Source organism: Streptomyces sp. CA-135486 (assembly GCF_050936555.1).
Classification (GTDB): Bacteria; Actinomycetota; Actinomycetes; order Streptomycetales; family Streptomycetaceae; genus Streptomyces.
Genome location: NZ_JBNJMM010000001.1, coordinates 2,358,977 through 2,376,137, shown reverse-complemented (window position 1 = coordinate 2,376,137; position 17,161 = coordinate 2,358,977). Strand labels below are relative to the sequence as shown.

The 17,161-nt window shown below is 66.1% G+C and carries 13 protein-coding genes and 3 rRNA genes; 5 read left to right on the top strand and 11 right to left on the bottom strand.

Annotated elements, in window-relative coordinates:
* Position 1 precedes the first annotated feature (1 nt).
* Complete coding sequence (locus tag ACQEVG_RS10795; protein WP_432985240.1) at positions 2 to 388, bottom strand: hypothetical protein; 387 nt, start codon at positions 386 to 388, stop codon at positions 2 to 4.
* Positions 389 to 442: 54 nt separating this feature from the next.
* Here ACQEVG_RS10795 and ACQEVG_RS10790 point away from each other — a divergent pair, with 54 nt between their 5' ends.
* A complete protein-coding gene (locus ACQEVG_RS10790) occupies positions 443 to 790 on the top strand; it encodes an SCP2 sterol-binding domain-containing protein (protein ID WP_432980568.1) in 348 nt (115 codons plus the stop codon).
* Here ACQEVG_RS10790 and ACQEVG_RS10785 read toward each other — a convergent pair.
* The 4 genes from ACQEVG_RS10785 to ACQEVG_RS10770 all read right to left on the bottom strand — a co-directional run bounded on the left by ACQEVG_RS10785 (position 774) and on the right by ACQEVG_RS10770 (position 4,987).
* On the bottom strand, positions 774 to 1,619 hold the full coding sequence (locus ACQEVG_RS10785) for an ABC transporter ATP-binding protein (RefSeq protein ID WP_432985237.1): 846 nt from the start codon (positions 1,617 to 1,619) through the stop codon (positions 774 to 776). The genes ACQEVG_RS10790 and ACQEVG_RS10785 overlap by 17 nt on opposite strands.
* Before the next feature lie 107 nt (positions 1,620 to 1,726).
* Positions 1,727 to 2,764 carry a FecCD family ABC transporter permease gene (locus ACQEVG_RS10780; RefSeq protein ID WP_432985234.1) on the bottom strand — a complete coding sequence of 346 codons (1,038 nt, stop codon included), beginning with the start codon at positions 2,762 to 2,764 and terminating at the stop codon, positions 1,727 to 1,729.
* A gap of 41 nt (positions 2,765 to 2,805) precedes the next feature.
* The gene (locus ACQEVG_RS10775; protein WP_432985231.1) at positions 2,806 to 3,807 is read right to left on the bottom strand and encodes a FecCD family ABC transporter permease; all 1,002 of its coding nucleotides are present in this window, start codon (positions 3,805 to 3,807) and stop codon (positions 2,806 to 2,808) included.
* Between the two features lie 151 nt (positions 3,808 to 3,958).
* Positions 3,959 to 4,987, bottom strand: a complete 1,029-nt coding sequence (locus ACQEVG_RS10770) for an HAD hydrolase-like protein (RefSeq protein ID WP_432980565.1) — start codon at positions 4,985 to 4,987, stop codon at positions 3,959 to 3,961.
* Positions 4,988 to 5,059: 72 nt separating this feature from the next.
* Between ACQEVG_RS10770 and ACQEVG_RS10765 the strand changes: the two genes are divergently transcribed.
* On the top strand, positions 5,060 to 6,340 hold the full coding sequence (locus ACQEVG_RS10765; protein ID WP_432980562.1) for a DUF1015 domain-containing protein: 1,281 nt from the start codon (positions 5,060 to 5,062) through the stop codon (positions 6,338 to 6,340).
* A 63-nt stretch (positions 6,341 to 6,403) separates the two neighbouring features.
* On the opposite strand, the gene ACQEVG_RS10760 is transcribed toward ACQEVG_RS10765, so the two are convergent.
* The 6 genes from ACQEVG_RS10760 to ACQEVG_RS10735 all read right to left on the bottom strand — a co-directional run bounded on the left by ACQEVG_RS10760 (position 6,404) and on the right by ACQEVG_RS10735 (position 14,951).
* Positions 6,404 to 7,081 (bottom strand): hypothetical protein, encoded by a 678-nt coding sequence (locus ACQEVG_RS10760; protein ID WP_432980559.1) that lies wholly within the window; start codon positions 7,079 to 7,081, stop codon positions 6,404 to 6,406.
* Positions 7,024 to 8,340, bottom strand: coding sequence for a hypothetical protein (locus ACQEVG_RS10755; RefSeq protein WP_432980556.1), 1,317 nt, complete (start codon positions 8,338 to 8,340; stop codon positions 7,024 to 7,026). The genes ACQEVG_RS10760 and ACQEVG_RS10755 overlap by 58 nt, the downstream gene beginning before the upstream one ends.
* 235 nt (positions 8,341 to 8,575) lie before the next feature.
* Positions 8,576 to 8,692: ribosomal RNA gene (rrf, locus tag ACQEVG_RS10750) — 5S ribosomal RNA — on the bottom strand.
* A 115-nt stretch (positions 8,693 to 8,807) separates the two neighbouring features.
* Positions 8,808 to 11,931, bottom strand: a 23S ribosomal RNA gene (locus ACQEVG_RS10745).
* A 301-nt stretch (positions 11,932 to 12,232) separates the two neighbouring features.
* A 16S ribosomal RNA gene (locus ACQEVG_RS10740) occupies positions 12,233 to 13,758 on the bottom strand.
* The 16S, 23S and 5S rRNA genes sit together here, the layout of an rRNA operon.
* A gap of 551 nt (positions 13,759 to 14,309) precedes the next feature.
* The gene (locus tag ACQEVG_RS10735; RefSeq protein ID WP_432980553.1) at positions 14,310 to 14,951 is read right to left on the bottom strand and encodes a DNA-3-methyladenine glycosylase; all 642 of its coding nucleotides are present in this window, start codon (positions 14,949 to 14,951) and stop codon (positions 14,310 to 14,312) included.
* A gap of 75 nt (positions 14,952 to 15,026) precedes the next feature.
* Between ACQEVG_RS10735 and ACQEVG_RS10730 the strand changes: the two genes are divergently transcribed.
* The 3 genes from ACQEVG_RS10730 to ACQEVG_RS10720 all read left to right on the top strand — a co-directional run bounded on the left by ACQEVG_RS10730 (position 15,027) and on the right by ACQEVG_RS10720 (position 17,121).
* Entirely contained in the window at positions 15,027 to 15,809 is a 783-nt protein-coding gene (locus ACQEVG_RS10730) for a sporulation protein (protein WP_432980550.1), read from the top strand.
* 116 nt (positions 15,810 to 15,925) lie between these two features.
* Positions 15,926 to 16,462: a YbhB/YbcL family Raf kinase inhibitor-like protein gene (locus tag ACQEVG_RS10725; protein WP_432980547.1), complete on the top strand. Its 537-nt coding sequence runs from the start codon at positions 15,926 to 15,928 to the stop codon at positions 16,460 to 16,462.
* Between the two features lie 149 nt (positions 16,463 to 16,611).
* Positions 16,612 to 17,121 (top strand): HNH endonuclease, encoded by a 510-nt coding sequence (locus ACQEVG_RS10720; protein ID WP_432980544.1) that lies wholly within the window; start codon positions 16,612 to 16,614, stop codon positions 17,119 to 17,121.
* The last annotated feature ends 40 nt before the right edge of the window (positions 17,122 to 17,161 follow it).

Below are 17,161 nucleotides of genomic sequence, written 5' to 3'. Positions count from 1 at the left end.
TTCAGCTCCTGTAGTTGTACGGGGGTGACGGCGAGGGTCCCTGGGGCGCAGGGGCCGGGCGTGCGTCGAGCGCGGTCAGCGCGTCACGCAGCCCCCGGTGTACATCCTCGTACACCTCGAGGTGTCCGTCCGCCGGGAGGTGGTCGGCGTCGGCGAGGCGCTCCAGGCGGGCGTCCACGTCGGCATTGCCGGTGGGCACGCGCGGCACGCCGATGGGCGCGGGCGCGGCGGGTTCGTACGCCTGCGGGCCCGGGGCGTGGACCTCGTGGGCTTCCTGGGCCCCGTGGGCTTCCTGGGCCTCCGGGGCGCGGATCTCCTGCTCCGGGATCTCCTGGCCCTGGACCTGTGAGCCGTGGACCTGGGGGCCCTGGACCTGTGGGCCCGGCATCGAGTCGCTCATGCCCAGACGCTACCGCGAAGCCCTGAGGTACCGTCGATCACGATGGCGACGATGGAAGAGTGCCGCAGCGCGCTCCACAAACTCTCGGACAACCTGGCACAGGCGGACGGCGACGTGCGCGGCGCGGCAGCGCTCGACCGTTCGCTCAGCTGCCACATCAAGGACCTGGACATCACCTTCACCGGCCGTCTCGACGACGGCCGGATCGAGGTGACCGACACCCTCCAGGGCCCCCCGCGCGACAGGGCGCAGATCCGCCTCGCGATGACCGGCGACGACCTGGTGGCGATGGTGAACGGCGAGCTGAACTTCGCGAAGGCCTGGGCCTCGGGCCGGGTCAGGCTCGAGGCCGGCTTCCGCGATCTGCTGCGCCTCAGGACGCTGCTGTAGACACTTCCGTGGCGCCGGAAACCGCGCCGGACGCTGCTGTGGCGCCGCGCCTGCGGGCCGCCGGTACCACCAGTGGCGTCCCGGACTCGGGGTCGTCGATGACCTGGCTCTTCACCCCGAAGACGTGCTCCACCAGCTCGGCGGTGACCACGTCGGCGGGCGCGCCCTCGGCGACGACCGCGCCCTCGCGCAGCGCGATGAGGTGCGTGGCGTAACGGGCGGCATGGTTGAGGTCGTGCAGTACGGCCACGAGCGTGCGCCCCTGCGTCTCGTGCAGCTCGGCGCAGAGATCGAGCACCTCCAACTGGTGCTGGATGTCAAGGAAGGTCGTGGGCTCGTCGAGCAGCAGCAGCGGGGTCTGCTGGGCCAACGCCATCGCGATCCACACCCGCTGCCGCTGCCCGCCGGAGAGTTCGTCGACATAGCGCTCGGCCAGCTCGCCGACTCCGGTCGCGGCCATCGACTCCTCGACGATCCGCTCGTCCTCGGGCGACCACTGGCGCAGCAGTCCCTGATGCGGATAGCGGCCGCGCGCGACCAGGTCGGCGACCGTGATCCCGTCCGGCGCGATCGACGACTGCGGCAGCAGGCCCAGCGTTCTGGCGACCTTCTTCGCGGGCAGCGAGTGGATGGTCTGCCCATCCAGCAGGACCCGGCCCTGGGACGGCTTGAGCATCCGGGAGAGGGCACGCAGCAGCGTCGACTTGCCACAGGCGTTGGGGCCGACGATCACCGTGAAGGAGTTGTCGGGGATCTCCACCGAGAGGTTCTCGGCGATGACGCGCTGGTCGTAGCCGAGGGTGACCGATTCCGCGGTGAGGCGCTGCATGGTGGTCGTACTCCTGGATTCGGGGTTCTCGGGCATCGCGGGGATCGCGGGGATCGCGGGGATCGCGGGGATCGCGGGGATCGCGGGGATCGCGGGGATCGCGGGGCTCATATGCGTCCCGCCTTGCGTTCGGTGACCAGCAGCCAGAGCAGATAGCAGCCGCCGAGCACCCCGGTCACCACGCCCACCGGCAACTGGCGCTCGCCGAAGGCGCTGCTGGCGACCCAGTCGGCGACCAGCAGCAGAGCCGCGCCCATCAGCGTGGCCGCGGCCAGGTTCGGCCCCGGCGACCGGGTCAGCCGGCGGGCGAGCTGCGGCGCGCTCAGCGCGACGAAGGCGATCGGCCCGGCGGCCGATGTGGCGACCGAGACGAGCAGGACTCCCGAGGCCATCAGCACCAAGCGCGTGCGCTCGACGGGCGCCCCCAGTGCGTATGCGGCGTCGTCGCCCATCTCCAGCATCCGCAGCGGTCTTCCGTAGCAGATGACGAGCGGTACGAGGACACCGAAGACCCCGAGCAGCGGCCAGACCTGGGCCCAGTCGCGGCCGTCGAGCGAACCGGTCATCCACAGCGTGGCCCGGGTGGCGTCGACCAGGCTGGCTTTGGTGAGCAGATAGTGGATCGTGGCCGTGAGCATGGCGGCGATGCCGATGCCGACCAGGACCAGCCGATACCCGTGCACGCCGCGCTTCCACGCCAGCGCATAGACCGCGATACCGGTCGCGAGTCCGCCGACGGTCGCGCCGCCCGCCACGGCCCACGCCCCTCCGTGGAAGAGGACGATCACGCTGAGCGCGCCGACGGCCGCGCCCTGTCCGAAGCCGATCACATCCGGACTGCCCAGCGGATTGCGGGAGATGGACTGGAAGATCGCGCCGCTCAGCGCGAGCGAGGCGCCGACGAGCAGTCCGACGAGCGCCCGCGGCAGCCGCAGGTCCTGGACGATGAACTCCTGCGCGGGCGTGCCGTTCCCGAGGAGCGTGGCGATGACCTCGCCGGGCGGGATCGGGAAGTCGCCGCTGCCGATCAGGAGGACCGCGGCGCCCACTGCCCCTGCGGTCAGCAGCAGTACGACGACGGCCGTCCGGGGATCGACGCGCAGGGAGAGACCGCCGGGGGTGCGTATCGCTTTCACGGGCTTCACGGCATTCACAGCCTTCGCGGCATGCGCAGCCTTCACGTCATTCACAGCTGGGCCATCCTCTTGCGGCGTACGAGCTGGATGAAGACGGGCCCGCCGATGAGCGCGGTGACAATGCCGACCTGCAGCTCGGAGGGGCGGGTGACGACCCGGCCGACGACATCGGCGCCCAGCAGCAGCACGGGTGACAGGACGGTGGCGTACGGCAGGATCCATCGCATGTCGGGTCCGGTGATGGTGCGTACGAGGTGCGGGATCATCAGCCCGATGAAGACGATGGGCCCGCAGGCGGCGGTCGCGGCCCCGCACAGCAGCGTGACGGTGAGCATCGCCAGTGCGCGCGTGCGGTTGAGATGCGCGCCGAGCGCGCGGGCGGTGTCCTCGCCCATCTCCATGGCGTTGAGCGACCGCGCGAGCAGCAGCGCGAGCACCGTGCCGATGCCGATGAACGGCGCGATCCTGCCGATGGTGCCCATGTCGGCCGAGGCCAGCGAGCCGACCGTCCAGAAGCGCAGTCGGTCGAGCGCGGCCGCGTCCAGCAGCTGTACGGCGTTGATGTAGCCGTAGAGCGCGGCGGTGGCCGCGGTCCCGGCGAGCGCGAGTCGTACCGGAGTCGCGCCCCTGCTGCCGCCGAGTATGTACACGAGCACGGAGACGACGGCGGCGCCGAGGAACGCGAACCACACATATCCGGTGAGCGATGTGACGCCGAGGAAGCTGATGGCGGAGACGACGGCGGCCGATGCTCCCGCGTTGACGCCGAGCAGTCCCGGTTCGGCGAGCGGGTTGCGGGTGAGCGCCTGCATCACCGCGCCCGAGAGCCCGAGGGCGGCACCGACGATGAGCCCGAGCAGGGTCCGTGGCACTCGCACATCGTGGACAATCACGTCATTTCCGACGCCCGTGTTGTGGAACAGGCCGTGCCACACGTCGGAGAGCGGTATGTACTTGGCGCCGACGGCGATGCTCGCGGCGCAGACGAGCAGCAGGACGCCGAGGGACACCAGCAGCCCGGTGGCGCGCAGGGCATGGCGCTTCCGGGACACAGGTGCGGATATCGGCTCCGCGCTCTGTTCGGGGGGACTGTCGACCAACACCAGGTTAGGTTAGCCTACCCTCCCATCGCTCCTCGCTTAAGGAAGTCCCCTTCCCTCGATGAGGGAAGACTTCTACGCGACTCGTGCCGAGGGCCGGGGGCTACAACCCCAGCCGGGACAGCGCCTTGCCCGCGTCCAGCGTGCACCCGCCGTCCCCGGCCTGCGTCCAGGCCGCCGCACACAACGCCCGCAGCCCGTCCAGCGGTTCGCCCTCGCCCTCCAGCGCAAGCCCGTCGTCACGCACGGACGCGGTCCACCCACCGCACCCGAACCCGCCGTCCACCTCGGCCACTTCGGGCTGCCCGGTCAGCATCCCGCGCAGATCCGCGTCCACATAGGTCGGCCGGTACTCGGGCCGCGCGGCCACCAGCTGCGCCCCGTCGGTCACCCCGGTCAGTACGAGCAACGAGTCCACGCCCCCGTTGAACGCGCCCTCGATGTCCGTGTCCAGTCGGTCCCCCACCACCAGCGGCTTCCGGGCCCCCGTCCGCAGGATCGTCTCCTTGTGCATCGGCGGCAGCGGCTTCCCCGCCACCTGCGGCTCCGCCCCCGTCGCTATCCGTACGACCTCCACGGCCGCACCGTTGCCGGGCGCGATCCCGCGCGCACTGGGAATCGTCAGATCGGTGTTGGACGCAAACCACGGCACCCCCCGCGCGATCGCATAACAGGCCTCCGCGAACCGCCCCCACGCCAGATCCGGCCCGCCGTACCCCTGCACCACCGCAGCCGGGTCGTCGTCGGCGGACTCCACCGGCACCAGGCCGCGCTCGCGCAGCGCGACACGCAACCCGTCCCCGCCGACCACCAGCACCCGGGACCCGGCCGGCACCTGCTCGGAGATCAACCGGGCGACCGCCTGCGCGGAGTTGATGACATCCGCCGCAACGGTCGGCACACCCAGCTCGGTGATGTGCGCGGCCACGGACTCCGGCGGCCGCAGCGCGTTGTTCGTGACATACGCGAGGTGCATCCCGCCCGCGCGCGCCGTCAGCAGCGAGTCCACGGCGTGCGCGATCGCCTCACCACCCGCGTACACCACACCGTCCAGGTCCAGCAGCGCCGTGTCGTACGCCTCACTGAGCGCCGTCGCGCTTCCGCTCGGCCGGTTCCTGCTCTGCTGGCTCATTCGATTCCGCTCCTCGCTGAGTGCCACTCCCCCGATCATCTCTCATGCCCGCTCCCCACATACGATGCACAAATGAACAACGAAGGTCCCGCGGCCAATGACGGTCTGCACCTGATCCCGTTCCGTGGACTGCGCTATGTCCCCGAGCGGGTCGGCAGCCTCGCCGCCGTGACCTCGCCGCCGTACGACGTCGTCGTCAGGCCCGACGGCCTGCACCACCTGGAGTCGGCGGACCCCTACAACATCGTCCGGCTGATCCTCCCGCAGGCGAACACCGCGGGCGCACGTAACCAGCAGGCTGCCGAGACCCTCACCCGCTGGCTCGACGAGGGCATCCTGGCCGCGGACCCCGAGCCGGCGCTCTATGTGTACGAGCAGCGCCAGGGCGACATCCTGCAGCGCGGCATCATCGGCGCGCTCGCCCTGTCCGAGCCGTCCGAGGGCGTCGTCCTGCCCCATGAGGACGTGATGCCGCACATCGTGGCGGACCGCGCGGCACTGATGCGCACCACTGCCGCCAACCTCGAACCGCTGCTGCTCACCTATCGCAGCATGGGCAACGAGTCCGGCGCGACCGCCGTCATCGAACGCACCGTCCTGCGCGCCCCTCTCCTGTCCACCACCACGGAGGACGGCTTCGACCACCGCCTGTGGTCGGTGACGGACCCCGGCGACCTGGCGGAGATCCGTGCGGACCTGTCCGACCGTCAGGCGCTGATCGCCGACGGCCACCACCGCTGGGCGACGTATCTGCGGCTGCGCACCGAGCACCCCTCGTCCAGCCCCTGGGGCTACGGCCTCGTACTGCTGATCGACACCGCCCGCTATCCGCTCCGGGTCCGCGCCATCCACCGGCTGCTGCACCGCCTCCCGGTTGCCGACGCGCTCTCCGCCCTGCGCGGCTCCTTCCGCGTCCAGCGCCTGGACACCCCGCTGCCGCAGGCCCTGGAGGCCCTCGGGCACGCGGCCGCCGAGGGGAACGCCTTCCTGCTCGCGGGCGACGGCGCGTTCCATCTGATCGACCGCCCGGACCCGGAGCTGCTGTCCCGTACGGTGCGCCGCGACCGCCCCGAGGCCTGGCGCACGCTCGACGCAACGGTCCTCCACTCGACGCTTCTGGACCAGATCTGGCGGATCCCGGACACCCCGGAGCACATCGCATACATCCACGACACGGGGGCGGCCGTAACCCAGGCCGAACGCCACGGCAGCACGGCGGTGTTGATGCATCCGGTACGGGAGGAAGTCGTACGGGATCTCGCGCGCGAGGGTGTCACGATGCCCCGCAAGTCCACGTCCTTCGGCCCGAAGCCGGCGACGGGCCTGGTGCTGAGAAGCCTGACGGTGGACTGACACGGAATTCCGGACATACGAAAGGGCGGCACCCATCGTGGGTGCCGCCCTTTGCGCTACTGGCTACTCGCCCTTGCCGGACTCGTCGGCCTCGTCGGCTTCATCGGCCTCGTCGCCCTCATGCGCTTCGTCGATGGCGTCGACGAACTCCACGCCATCCAGCTCGGCGAGCCGGTCCGAGGCGTCCGTGGCCCCGTCCTTGTCGGCTTCCAGCGCCTTGGCGAACCACTCGCGTGCCTCGTCCTCACGCCCGGCCGCAAGCAGCGCATCCGCGTACGCGTAACGCAGCCGCGCGGTCCACGGCTGGACGGAGTTGGACGCCAACTCGGGGCTCTGCAAGGTCACGATGGCGGCGTCGAGCTGCCCCATGTCCCTGCGCGCACCGGCCGCGACCAGCCGCATCTCGACCTGCCCGGCCTTGTCGAGCTTCTGCACCTCGGGCTCACCGGCCATCGCCATCGCCCGCTCGGGGCGCCCGAGTCCGCGCTCGCAGTCGGCCATCACGGGCCACAGCTCGACGCTCCCGGTCATCCGCCGGGCCGCCCGGAACTCGGCCAGCGCCTCGGAGTACTTCTGCGTCGCGTACGCGGCGAAGCCCGCGGCCTCGCGCACAGCCGCCACACGCGAGGCGAGCCGCAGCGCGACCTTGGAGTACGCGTACGCCTGCTCGGGGTCCTCGTCGATCAGATTGGCGACCATGACGAGGTTCTTGGCGACATCCTCGGCGAGGCCCTTCGGCAAGCTCTGCAGTTCCTGCCGTACGTCCTTGTCGATCTCCTCGCCCGTGACGTCCTCGGGAATCGGCAGCCGCTTGATCGGCTCGCGGTCCCCACGGTCACGGTCGTCACGACGGCCGTAGCCACCGCGGTCGTCACGAGACCCGCGGTATCCACCACGGTCGCGGTCGTCACGACGCCCGTCACGACGGTCGTCCCGCTGTCCGCGGTCATCACGCGGCCCGCGGTACCCACCACGGTCGCGGTCACGGTCGCGGTCGTCACGGCGTCCGTAGCTGCTGCCACCGCCGCTGGGGCGTCCGCCGCGGTCGTCGTCGCGCCGCGGTCCGCTCGGCCGCTCGTCACGACGGCCGTAACCACCGCCGGAGCGGTCATCACGCCGGAAGCCACCGCCACCGCTGCCACCGCCGCTGGGACGGGAACCGTAACCGCCACCGCCACTGGGACGAGAACCGTAACCGCCGCCGCCGCTGCCACCGCCGGAGGGACGGGAGCCGTAACCGCCACCGCCGCTGGGACGACCACCGCGGTCGTCACGCTGACCGCGGTACCCACCGCGATCCCGGTCGTCATCCCGACGCGGCCCACGGTCCCGGTCATCACGACGGTCGTCCCGCTGACCGCGGTCATCACGCGGCCCGCGGTCATCACGCGGCCCGCGGTACCCACCACGGTCGCGGTCACGGTCGTCACGGCGGAATCCTCCACCACTGCCACCGGGGCGAGACCCGCGGTCGTCGCGGGAGCCGCGGTATCCACCACGGTCGTCGTCGCGTCGGAAGGACGGACGGTCGTCGCGGCGGTCATCACGCTTGTCGTCACGGCGTCCGTAGTTGCCGCCACCGCCGCTGGGGCGTCCGCCGCGGTCGTCGTCGCGCCGCGGTCCGCTCGGCCGCTCGTCACGACGGCCGTAACCACCGCCGCTGCCACCGCCGGAGCGGTCATCACGCCGGAAGCCACCGCCGCCGCTGCCACCGCCGGAGGGACGAGAGCCGTAACCGCCACCGCCGCTGGGACGAGAACCGTAACCGCCACCGCCGCTGGGACGAGAACCGTAACCGCCACCGCCGCTGGGACGAGAACCGTAACCACCGCCGCCGCTGGGACGACCACCGCGGTCGTCACGCTGACCCCGGTACCCACCGCGATCCCGGTCGTCATCCCGACGCGGCCCACGGTCCCGGTCATCACGACGGTCGTCCCGCTGACCGCGGTCATCACGCGGCCGGCGGTACCCACCACGGTCGCGGTCGCGATCGTCACGGCGCCCGTAGCCGCCACCACTGGGGCGTCCGCCCCGGTCGCCACCGTCCCTACGACGCGGCTCGCGCTCCGGACGATCGTCGGGAGAGTTGGTGGACATGGGGGTAACTCCTGTCTTCGGCTACTGCAGCCATTCTTGCGCAGCCGGCCATCGGACGCGCTTCGGAAAAGTGAGCAAAATAAAAAAGGACCCGTGGCCCAGCGTGAACGCTGGACCACGGGTCCTTGAAAGATTGTTCGGCGGCGTCCTACTCTCCCACAGGGTCCCCCCTGCAGTACCATCGGCGCTGAAAGGCTTAGCTTCCGGGTTCGGAATGTAACCGGGCGTTTCCCTAACGCAATGACCACCGAAACCCTATCGGGCTCTAGCGAACAAGCACACTCTTCAATTAAGTAATGAAACTTGTACTGGTTCAACCGGTGCGACTGTTCGCAACCCGGGAACCACACAGTGGACGCGAGCAACTGAGGACAAGCCCTCGGCCTATTAGTACCAGTCAGCTCCACCCCTTACAGGGCTTCCACATCTGGCCTATCAACCCAGTCGTCTACTGGGAGCCTTAACCCCTCAAAGGGGGTGGGAGTCCTCATCTCGAAGCAGGCTTCCCGCTTAGATGCTTTCAGCGGTTATCCTTTCCGAACGTAGCCAACCAGCCATGCCCTTGGCAGGACAACTGGCACACCAGAGGTTCGTCCGTCCCGGTCCTCTCGTACTAGGGACAGCCCTTCTCAAGACTCCTACGCGCACAGCGGATAGGGACCGAACTGTCTCACGACGTTCTAAACCCAGCTCGCGTACCGCTTTAATGGGCGAACAGCCCAACCCTTGGGACCGACTCCAGCCCCAGGATGCGACGAGCCGACATCGAGGTGCCAAACCATCCCGTCGATATGGACTCTTGGGGAAGATCAGCCTGTTATCCCCGGGGTACCTTTTATCCGTTGAGCGACGGCGCTTCCACAAGCCACCGCCGGATCACTAGTCCCGACTTTCGTCCCTGCTCGACCCGTCGGTCTCACAGTCAAGCTCCCTTGTGCACTTACACTCAACACCTGATTGCCAACCAGGCTGAGGGAACCTTTGGGCGCCTCCGTTACCCTTTGGGAGGCAACCGCCCCAGTTAAACTACCCATCAGACACTGTCCCTGATCCGGATCACGGACCCAGGTTAGACATCCAGCACGACCAGAGTGGTATTTCAACGACGACTCCACCTGAACTGGCGTCCAAGCTTCACAGTCTCCCACCTATCCTACACAAGCCGAACCGAACACCAATATCAAACTGTAGTAAAGGTCCCGGGGTCTTTCCGTCCTGCTGCGCGAAACGAGCATCTTTACTCGTAGTGCAATTTCACCGGGCCTATGGTTGAGACAGTCGAGAAGTCGTTACGCCATTCGTGCAGGTCGGAACTTACCCGACAAGGAATTTCGCTACCTTAGGATGGTTATAGTTACCACCGCCGTTTACTGGCGCTTAAGTTCTCAGCTTCGCCACACCGAAATGTGACTAACCGGTCCCCTTAACGTTCCAGCACCGGGCAGGCGTCAGTCCGTATACATCGCCTTACGGCTTCGCACGGACCTGTGTTTTTAGTAAACAGTCGCTTCTCGCTGGTCTCTGCGGCCACCCCCAGCTCACCGAGTAAACCGGATCACCAGTGATGGCCCCCCTTCTCCCGAAGTTACGGGGGCATTTTGCCGAGTTCCTTAACCATAGTTCACCCGAACGCCTCGGTATTCTCTACCTGACCACCTGAGTCGGTTTAGGGTACGGGCCGCCATGAAACTCGCTAGAGGCTTTTCTCGACAGCATAGGATCATCCACTTCACCACAATCGGCTCGGCATCAGGTCTCAGACTATGTGCAGGGCGGATTTGCCTACCCTGCGTCCTACACCCTTACCCCGGGACAACCACCGCCCGGGCTGGACTACCTTCCTGCGTCACCCCATCGCTTACCTACTACCACCTTGGACCGGCGGCTCCACCACTCCCCTTCACCCGAAGGCTCCAGGACGGCTTCACGGCCTTAGCATTAATGGGCTCGATACTGGGCGTTTCAAAGCGGGTACCGGAATATCAACCGGTTGTCCATCGACTACGCCTGTCGGCCTCGCCTTAGGTCCCGACTTACCCTGGGCAGATCAGCTTGACCCAGGAACCCTTAGTCAATCGGCGCACACGTTTCTCACGTGTGTATCGCTACTCATGCCTGCATTCTCACTCGTGAACCGTCCACAACTCGCTTCCGCGGCTGCTTCACCCGGCACACGACGCTCCCCTACCCATCCCAGCGGGCGTTGGCCCTCATGCTGGAATGACACGACTTCGGCGGTACGCTTGAGCCCCGCTACATTGTCGGCGCGGAATCACTTGACCAGTGAGCTATTACGCACTCTTTCAAGGGTGGCTGCTTCTAAGCCAACCTCCTGGTTGTCTCTGCGACTCCACATCCTTTCCCACTTAGCGTACGCTTAGGGGCCTTAGTCGATGCTCTGGGCTGTTTCCCTCTCGACCATGGAGCTTATCCCCCACAGTCTCACTGCCGCGCTCTCACTTACCGGCATTCGGAGTTTGGCTAAGGTCAGTAACCCGGTAGGGCCCATCGCCTATCCAGTGCTCTACCTCCGGCAAGAAACACACGACGCTGCACCTAAATGCATTTCGGGGAGAACCAGCTATCACGGAGTTTGATTGGCCTTTCACCCCTAACCACAGGTCATCCCCCAGGTTTTCAACCCTGGTGGGTTCGGTCCTCCACGAAGTCTTACCTCCGCTTCAACCTGCCCATGGCTAGATCACTCCGCTTCGGGTCTTGAGCGCGCTACTGAATCGCCCTGTTCGGACTCGCTTTCGCTACGGCTTCCCCACACGGGTTAACCTCGCAACACACCGCAAACTCGCAGGCTCATTCTTCAAAAGGCACGCAGTCACGACTGTTGCTCCGAAGAACAACAGCGACGCTCCCACGGCTTGTAGGCACACGGTTTCAGGTACTATTTCACTCCGCTCCCGCGGTACTTTTCACCATTCCCTCACGGTACTATCCGCTATCGGTCACCAGGGAATATTTAGGCTTAACGGGTGGTCCCGCCAGATTCACACGGGATTTCTCGGGCCCCGTGCTACTTGGGTGTCTCTCAAACGAGCCGCTGATGTTTCAGCTACGGGGGTCTTACCCTCTACGCCGGACCTTTCGCATGTCCTTCGCCTACATCAACGGTTTCTGACTCGTCTCACAGCCGGCAGACCGTGAAAGAGAGATCCCACAACCCCGCATGCGCAACCCCTGCCGGGTATCACACGCATACGGTTTGGCCTCATCCGGTTTCGCTCGCCACTACTCCCGGAATCACGGTTGTTTTCTCTTCCTGAGGGTACTGAGATGTTTCACTTCCCCTCGTTCCCTCCACACTGCCTATGTGTTCAGCAGCGGGTGACAGCCCATGACGACTGCCGGGTTTCCCCATTCGGAAACCCCCGGATCAAAGCCTGGTTGACGGCTCCCCGGGGACTATCGTGGCCTCCCACGTCCTTCATCGGTTCCTGGTGCCAAGGCATCCACCGTGCGCCCTTAAAAACTTGGCCACAGATGCTCGCGTCCACTGTGCAGTTCTCAAGCAACGACCAGCCACCCACCACCCCCGCCCTGAGGCAGAGTTCACTGGGGCCGGCATCACGAAGGGCGAGCTCACGCTCGCACCCTCAGACACCCAACAGCGCGCCCGGCACGACCAGTCGAAGACTCACGTTCCACGCCGAAGCAGTACTAGTGATCCCAACCAACCGTGCCGAATAGTCAACGTTCCACCCATGAGCAACCAGCACCGGACACTCGCCGGTGTTCTGGCCCCTGGACCGGCAGAGCCGGCCTAGAAGTGCTCCTTAGAAAGGAGGTGATCCAGCCGCACCTTCCGGTACGGCTACCTTGTTACGACTTCGTCCCAATCGCCAGTCCCACCTTCGACAGCTCCCTCCCACAAGGGGTTGGGCCACCGGCTTCGGGTGTTACCGACTTTCGTGACGTGACGGGCGGTGTGTACAAGGCCCGGGAACGTATTCACCGCAGCAATGCTGATCTGCGATTACTAGCAACTCCGACTTCATGGGGTCGAGTTGCAGACCCCAATCCGAACTGAGACCGGCTTTTTGAGATTCGCTCCGCCTCGCGGCATCGCAGCTCATTGTACCGGCCATTGTAGCACGTGTGCAGCCCAAGACATAAGGGGCATGATGACTTGACGTCGTCCCCACCTTCCTCCGAGTTGACCCCGGCAGTCTCCTGTGAGTCCCCATCACCCCGAAGGGCATGCTGGCAACACAGAACAAGGGTTGCGCTCGTTGCGGGACTTAACCCAACATCTCACGACACGAGCTGACGACAGCCATGCACCACCTGTATACCGACCACAAGGGGGGCACTATCTCTAATGCTTTCCGGTATATGTCAAGCCTTGGTAAGGTTCTTCGCGTTGCGTCGAATTAAGCCACATGCTCCGCTGCTTGTGCGGGCCCCCGTCAATTCCTTTGAGTTTTAGCCTTGCGGCCGTACTCCCCAGGCGGGGAACTTAATGCGTTAGCTGCGGCACCGACGACGTGGAATGTCGCCAACACCTAGTTCCCAACGTTTACGGCGTGGACTACCAGGGTATCTAATCCTGTTCGCTCCCCACGCTTTCGCTCCTCAGCGTCAGTAATGGCCCAGAGATCCGCCTTCGCCACCGGTGTTCCTCCTGATATCTGCGCATTTCACCGCTACACCAGGAATTCCGATCTCCCCTACCACACTCTAGCTAGCCCGTATCGACTGCAGACCCGGGGTTAAGCCCCGGGCTTTCACAACCGACGTGACAAGCCGCCTACGAGCTCTTTACGCCCAATAATTCCGGACAACGCTTGCGCCCTACGTATTACCGCGGCTGCTGGCACGTAGTTAGCCGGCGCTTCTTCTGCAGGTACCGTCACTTTCGCTTCTTCCCTGCTGAAAGAGGTTTACAACCCGAAGGCCGTCATCCCTCACGCGGCGTCGCTGCATCAGGCTTTCGCCCATTGTGCAATATTCCCCACTGCTGCCTCCCGTAGGAGTCTGGGCCGTGTCTCAGTCCCAGTGTGGCCGGTCGCCCTCTCAGGCCGGCTACCCGTCGTCGCCTTGGTAGGCCATCACCCCACCAACAAGCTGATAGGCCGCGGGCTCATCCTTCACCGCCGGAGCTTTCAACCCCCCGAGATGCCTCGGAAGGTGGTATCCGGTATTAGACCCCGTTTCCAGGGCTTGTCCCAGAGTGAAGGGCAGATTGCCCACGTGTTACTCACCCGTTCGCCACTAATCCACCCCGAAGGGCTTCATCGTTCGACTTGCATGTGTTAAGCACGCCGCCAGCGTTCGTCCTGAGCCAGGATCAAACTCTCCATGAATGTTTTCCCGTCATCGGGATGAACACCACAAGAGCGGAACAACCAGTCGGAATAAGACCGGTCGTTCACAGCGTCCTCGCTGTGTCAATGCCTACCCGCCACACAGGCCGGTAGGACTTTCAAAGGAACCTCGAACCTGCCGAAACAGGCCGGGGTATCAACATATCTGGCGTTGACTTTTGGCACGCTGTTGAGTTCTCAAGGAACGGACGCTTCCTTCGTACTCACCCACAGAACACTCTCTGGGGCTTTCCTCCGGGCGCTTCCCTTCGGTCTTGCGTTTCCAACCTTACCAGACTCTTTTTCCGTTCCGTTTCCGGTGTGGAATTCGAATCCAGCGGCCGTTGGAGAGCCTTTTGCCTTTCGGCGTGATCACTACTTTAGCCGATTCCCGGACCGACTCATAATCGAGTCATAAGGCTTGAATTTCGGCATGCCGAAATCACACCCGGTGGGGTTCGTCGTAAGGAGTGGATGGCCACTTCGGGTTGCCGAATGGCAGGGCCCGTTTCAAGCGGCTCGGGCTACGTTAGGCGTCCCGCCCAGCCGAGTCAAGTTGCCCTGCGGCGCGGAGCATGGGCCCGGTACGGGCTCACCGTATGGTCGCCGTCGATCCAGAAGCGCCAAGGGTGGTGGGCGCCGTCGCCCCCCACTCCCGTGCGGGGGCCATTGCGCACCAGGTCAGCGGCGGGCGGGGTACCGATCAGTAGGGACAGTGGGGCGTCGTCGCCGATGCAGAGGTCGGTGCCGTTCAGGGCGCGGTCGACGTCCAGTGCCGTGGCCAGGCGGGCCGGGCCTTTGGCCAGTTCCTTGTCGTAGCGGGCCGAGAGTCGACGTTTACGGGCGAGATCCGCGCCTACCTGGATCTCGCCGGCCCGCAGCAGGATCCCGCTCGCCGTGCCCTCCGAGCCGCACACCACATTGAGGCAGTGCCACATGCCATAGGTGAAGTAGACGTAGGCGTGGCCCGGCGGGCCGAACATCACGTCGTTGCGTGCCGTGCGGCCGCGGTAGGCGTGGGAGCCGGGGTCGAGCTCGCCCGCGTACGCCTCCACTTCGGTAAGGCGCAACTCGATGGGTCCGTCGTCGGTGAGGCGTGCCAGGGTGCAGCCAAGGAGCTCGGGAGCGACCTCCAGTACTGGGCGGTCGAAGAACTCCCGGGACAGCGGCGTACGGTCGGGGCTCTCGATCATGGCGTCCGAGGGTACCTGGGAACCGGCTACGGTCGTCGCGCGTATGTAGAGGTCGGAACCAAGAAGGAGTGAAACATGGGCTTCAAGAAGCTGCTTGCCAGTTTGGGTGCCGGCGGTGCTTCCGTGGAGACGGAGCTGACCGAGGCGAACGTCGTGCCTGGCGGTGTCGTCCAGGGCGAGGTACGCATCCAGGGCGGCTCGGTGGACCAGCAGATCGAGGGGCTCTCCGTCGGTCTGCAGGCGCGGGTCGAGGTCGAGGGTGGTGACCAGGAGGTCAAGCAGGACATCGAGTTCACCAAGCAGCGGCTGGGCGGTGCGTTCGAGGTGAAGGCCGGGGCGGTGCACGTGGTGCCGTTCGGTCTTGAGATTCCGTGGGAGACCCCGGTCACCAGCATCGCGGGGCAGCAGCTGCGCGGGATGAACATCGGTGTGACGACGGAACTGGAGATCGCGCGGGCCGTGGACTCGGGCGACCTGGACCCGATCAGTGTGCACCCGCTGCCGTCGCAGCAGGCCATCCTCGACGCCTTCATCCAGCTGGGCTTCCGCTTCAAGAGCGCGGACATGGAGCGCGGGCACATCCGTGGGACGAGGCAGCGGCTGCCGTTCTACCAGGAGATCGAGTTCTTCCCGCCGCAGCAGTACCGCGGGCTGAACCAGGTTGAGCTGACCTTCGTCGCGGACGACCGCGAGATGGACGTCATCCTCGAGATGGACAAGAAGCCGGGGCTGTTCAGCGAGGGCAGTGACTCGTACAAGGCCTTCCAGGTGGGGCACCACACCTTCCAGTCGACCGATTGGGCTGCTTACCTCAACCAGTGGCTCGCGGATGTCGGCGGGCGTCGCAACTGGCTCTAGGTCCATGGGGTTTGGGGCCTGGGGCGGCGCCTCGGTGCGTGCGCCGCGGGCTCTAGGCTCGGATCCGGCAGAGCAAGAAAGCCAGGCAGCAGGACGGACGAATCGGAGGTTCAGACGTGACCGAGCTCATGCGGGCGCCGCTTCCGCACGACTTTCATCCGGCGGTGCCGTTGTTCACGGTGGTGAGCGACGACATCGCGCCGGGGTCGGTGCTGAAGGACGCCCAGGTCTACGCGGCGGGCAACACCTCGCCGCAGCTGCGGTGGGAGGGTTTCCCGGCGGAGACCAAGAGCTTCGCCGTGACGTGCTTCGATCCCGATGCGCCCACGGGCAGCGGGTTCTGGCACTGGGTGCTCTTCGACATCCCGGCGTCGGTCACGGAGCTGCCCGCGGGTGCCGGCAGCGGGAAGTTCGAGGGGTTGCCCGAGGGCGCCGTTCAGGTCCGTAACGACTACGGGTCGAAGGACTTCGGCGGCGCCGCTCCCCCGGCCGGTGAGAACCACCGCTACGTCTTCACGGTGTACGCGGTGGACAGCGAGAAGCTGGGCCCCGACGCGGATGTGTCGCCCGCGGTGGTGGGCTTCAATCTGCGGTTCCACACCCTGGCGCGTGCGCAGCTCATCGGGGAGTACGAAGGTCCTTCGAAGAGCTGATCGTTCGTTTGTTGTTTGCCCTGCCCTGGTCTTGGAGAGATCAGGGCAGGGCATCTTTTATTGCGTTGTCCATCTCGGCGCGCCCGGCCAAAGTTGATCCAAGCCCAAGGCCCGCAACGGGCTGGGCCGGCGAACGGGAGGTGGGCGAGATGCGTGACACGCTGGTGCTGAATGCGAGCTTCGAGCCGCTGTCGACGGTGACACTCAACCGTGCGGTGGTTCTGGTTCTGCAGGACAAGGCCGTCGTCGAGCAGGCCCACCCCGGACTCCGTATGCGTGCCGCGGCTGTCGATCTTCCGGTGCCCCAGGTGATCAGGCTCTGCCGCTATGTACGGGTGCCGTTCCGAAGACAGGCTCCGTGGTCGAGGCGGGGTGTGCTGGTACGGGACCAGCACCGGTGTGCGTACTGCGGGAAGCGCGCCACGACCGTGGACCATGTTGTGCCGCGGTCGCGCGGCGGTGCGGACAGCTGGCTGAATACGGTCGCGTCCTGCGCCGAGGACAACCACCGCAAAGCTGACCGTACGCCGGAGCAGGCAGGTATGCCGCTGCTGCACCAACCGTTTGTACCTTCTCCGGCGGACGCGATGCTGCTCGGGATGCGGGCCGGCGAGCGCTCGGAGCTGCCGCAGTGGCTGGCGGTCCAGCCCGCGGCGTAGCAGCGGGCTGATCGGCGAAGCCGGTCGGTGACGAAGGCCC

Coding starts and splice junctions, on each gene's coding strand:
- ACQEVG_RS10790 (WP_432980568.1), top strand. CDS start 443: ATGGCGACGATGGAAGAGTGCCGCAGCGCGCTCCACAAACTCTCGGAC.
- ACQEVG_RS10785 (WP_432985237.1), bottom strand. CDS start 1,619: ATGCAGCGCCTCACCGCGGAATCGGTCACCCTCGGCTACGACCAGCGC.
- ACQEVG_RS10770 (WP_432980565.1), bottom strand. CDS start 4,987: ATGAGCCAGCAGAGCAGGAACCGGCCGAGCGGAAGCGCGACGGCGCTC.
- ACQEVG_RS10795 (WP_432985240.1), bottom strand. CDS start 388: ATGCCGGGCCCACAGGTCCAGGGCCCCCAGGTCCACGGCTCACAGGTC.
- ACQEVG_RS10735 (WP_432980553.1), bottom strand. CDS start 14,951: ATGATCGAGAGCCCCGACCGTACGCCGCTGTCCCGGGAGTTCTTCGAC.
- ACQEVG_RS10765 (WP_432980562.1), top strand. CDS start 5,060: ATGAACAACGAAGGTCCCGCGGCCAATGACGGTCTGCACCTGATCCCG.
- ACQEVG_RS10720 (WP_432980544.1), top strand. CDS start 16,612: ATGCGTGACACGCTGGTGCTGAATGCGAGCTTCGAGCCGCTGTCGACG.
- ACQEVG_RS10730 (WP_432980550.1), top strand. CDS start 15,027: ATGGGCTTCAAGAAGCTGCTTGCCAGTTTGGGTGCCGGCGGTGCTTCC.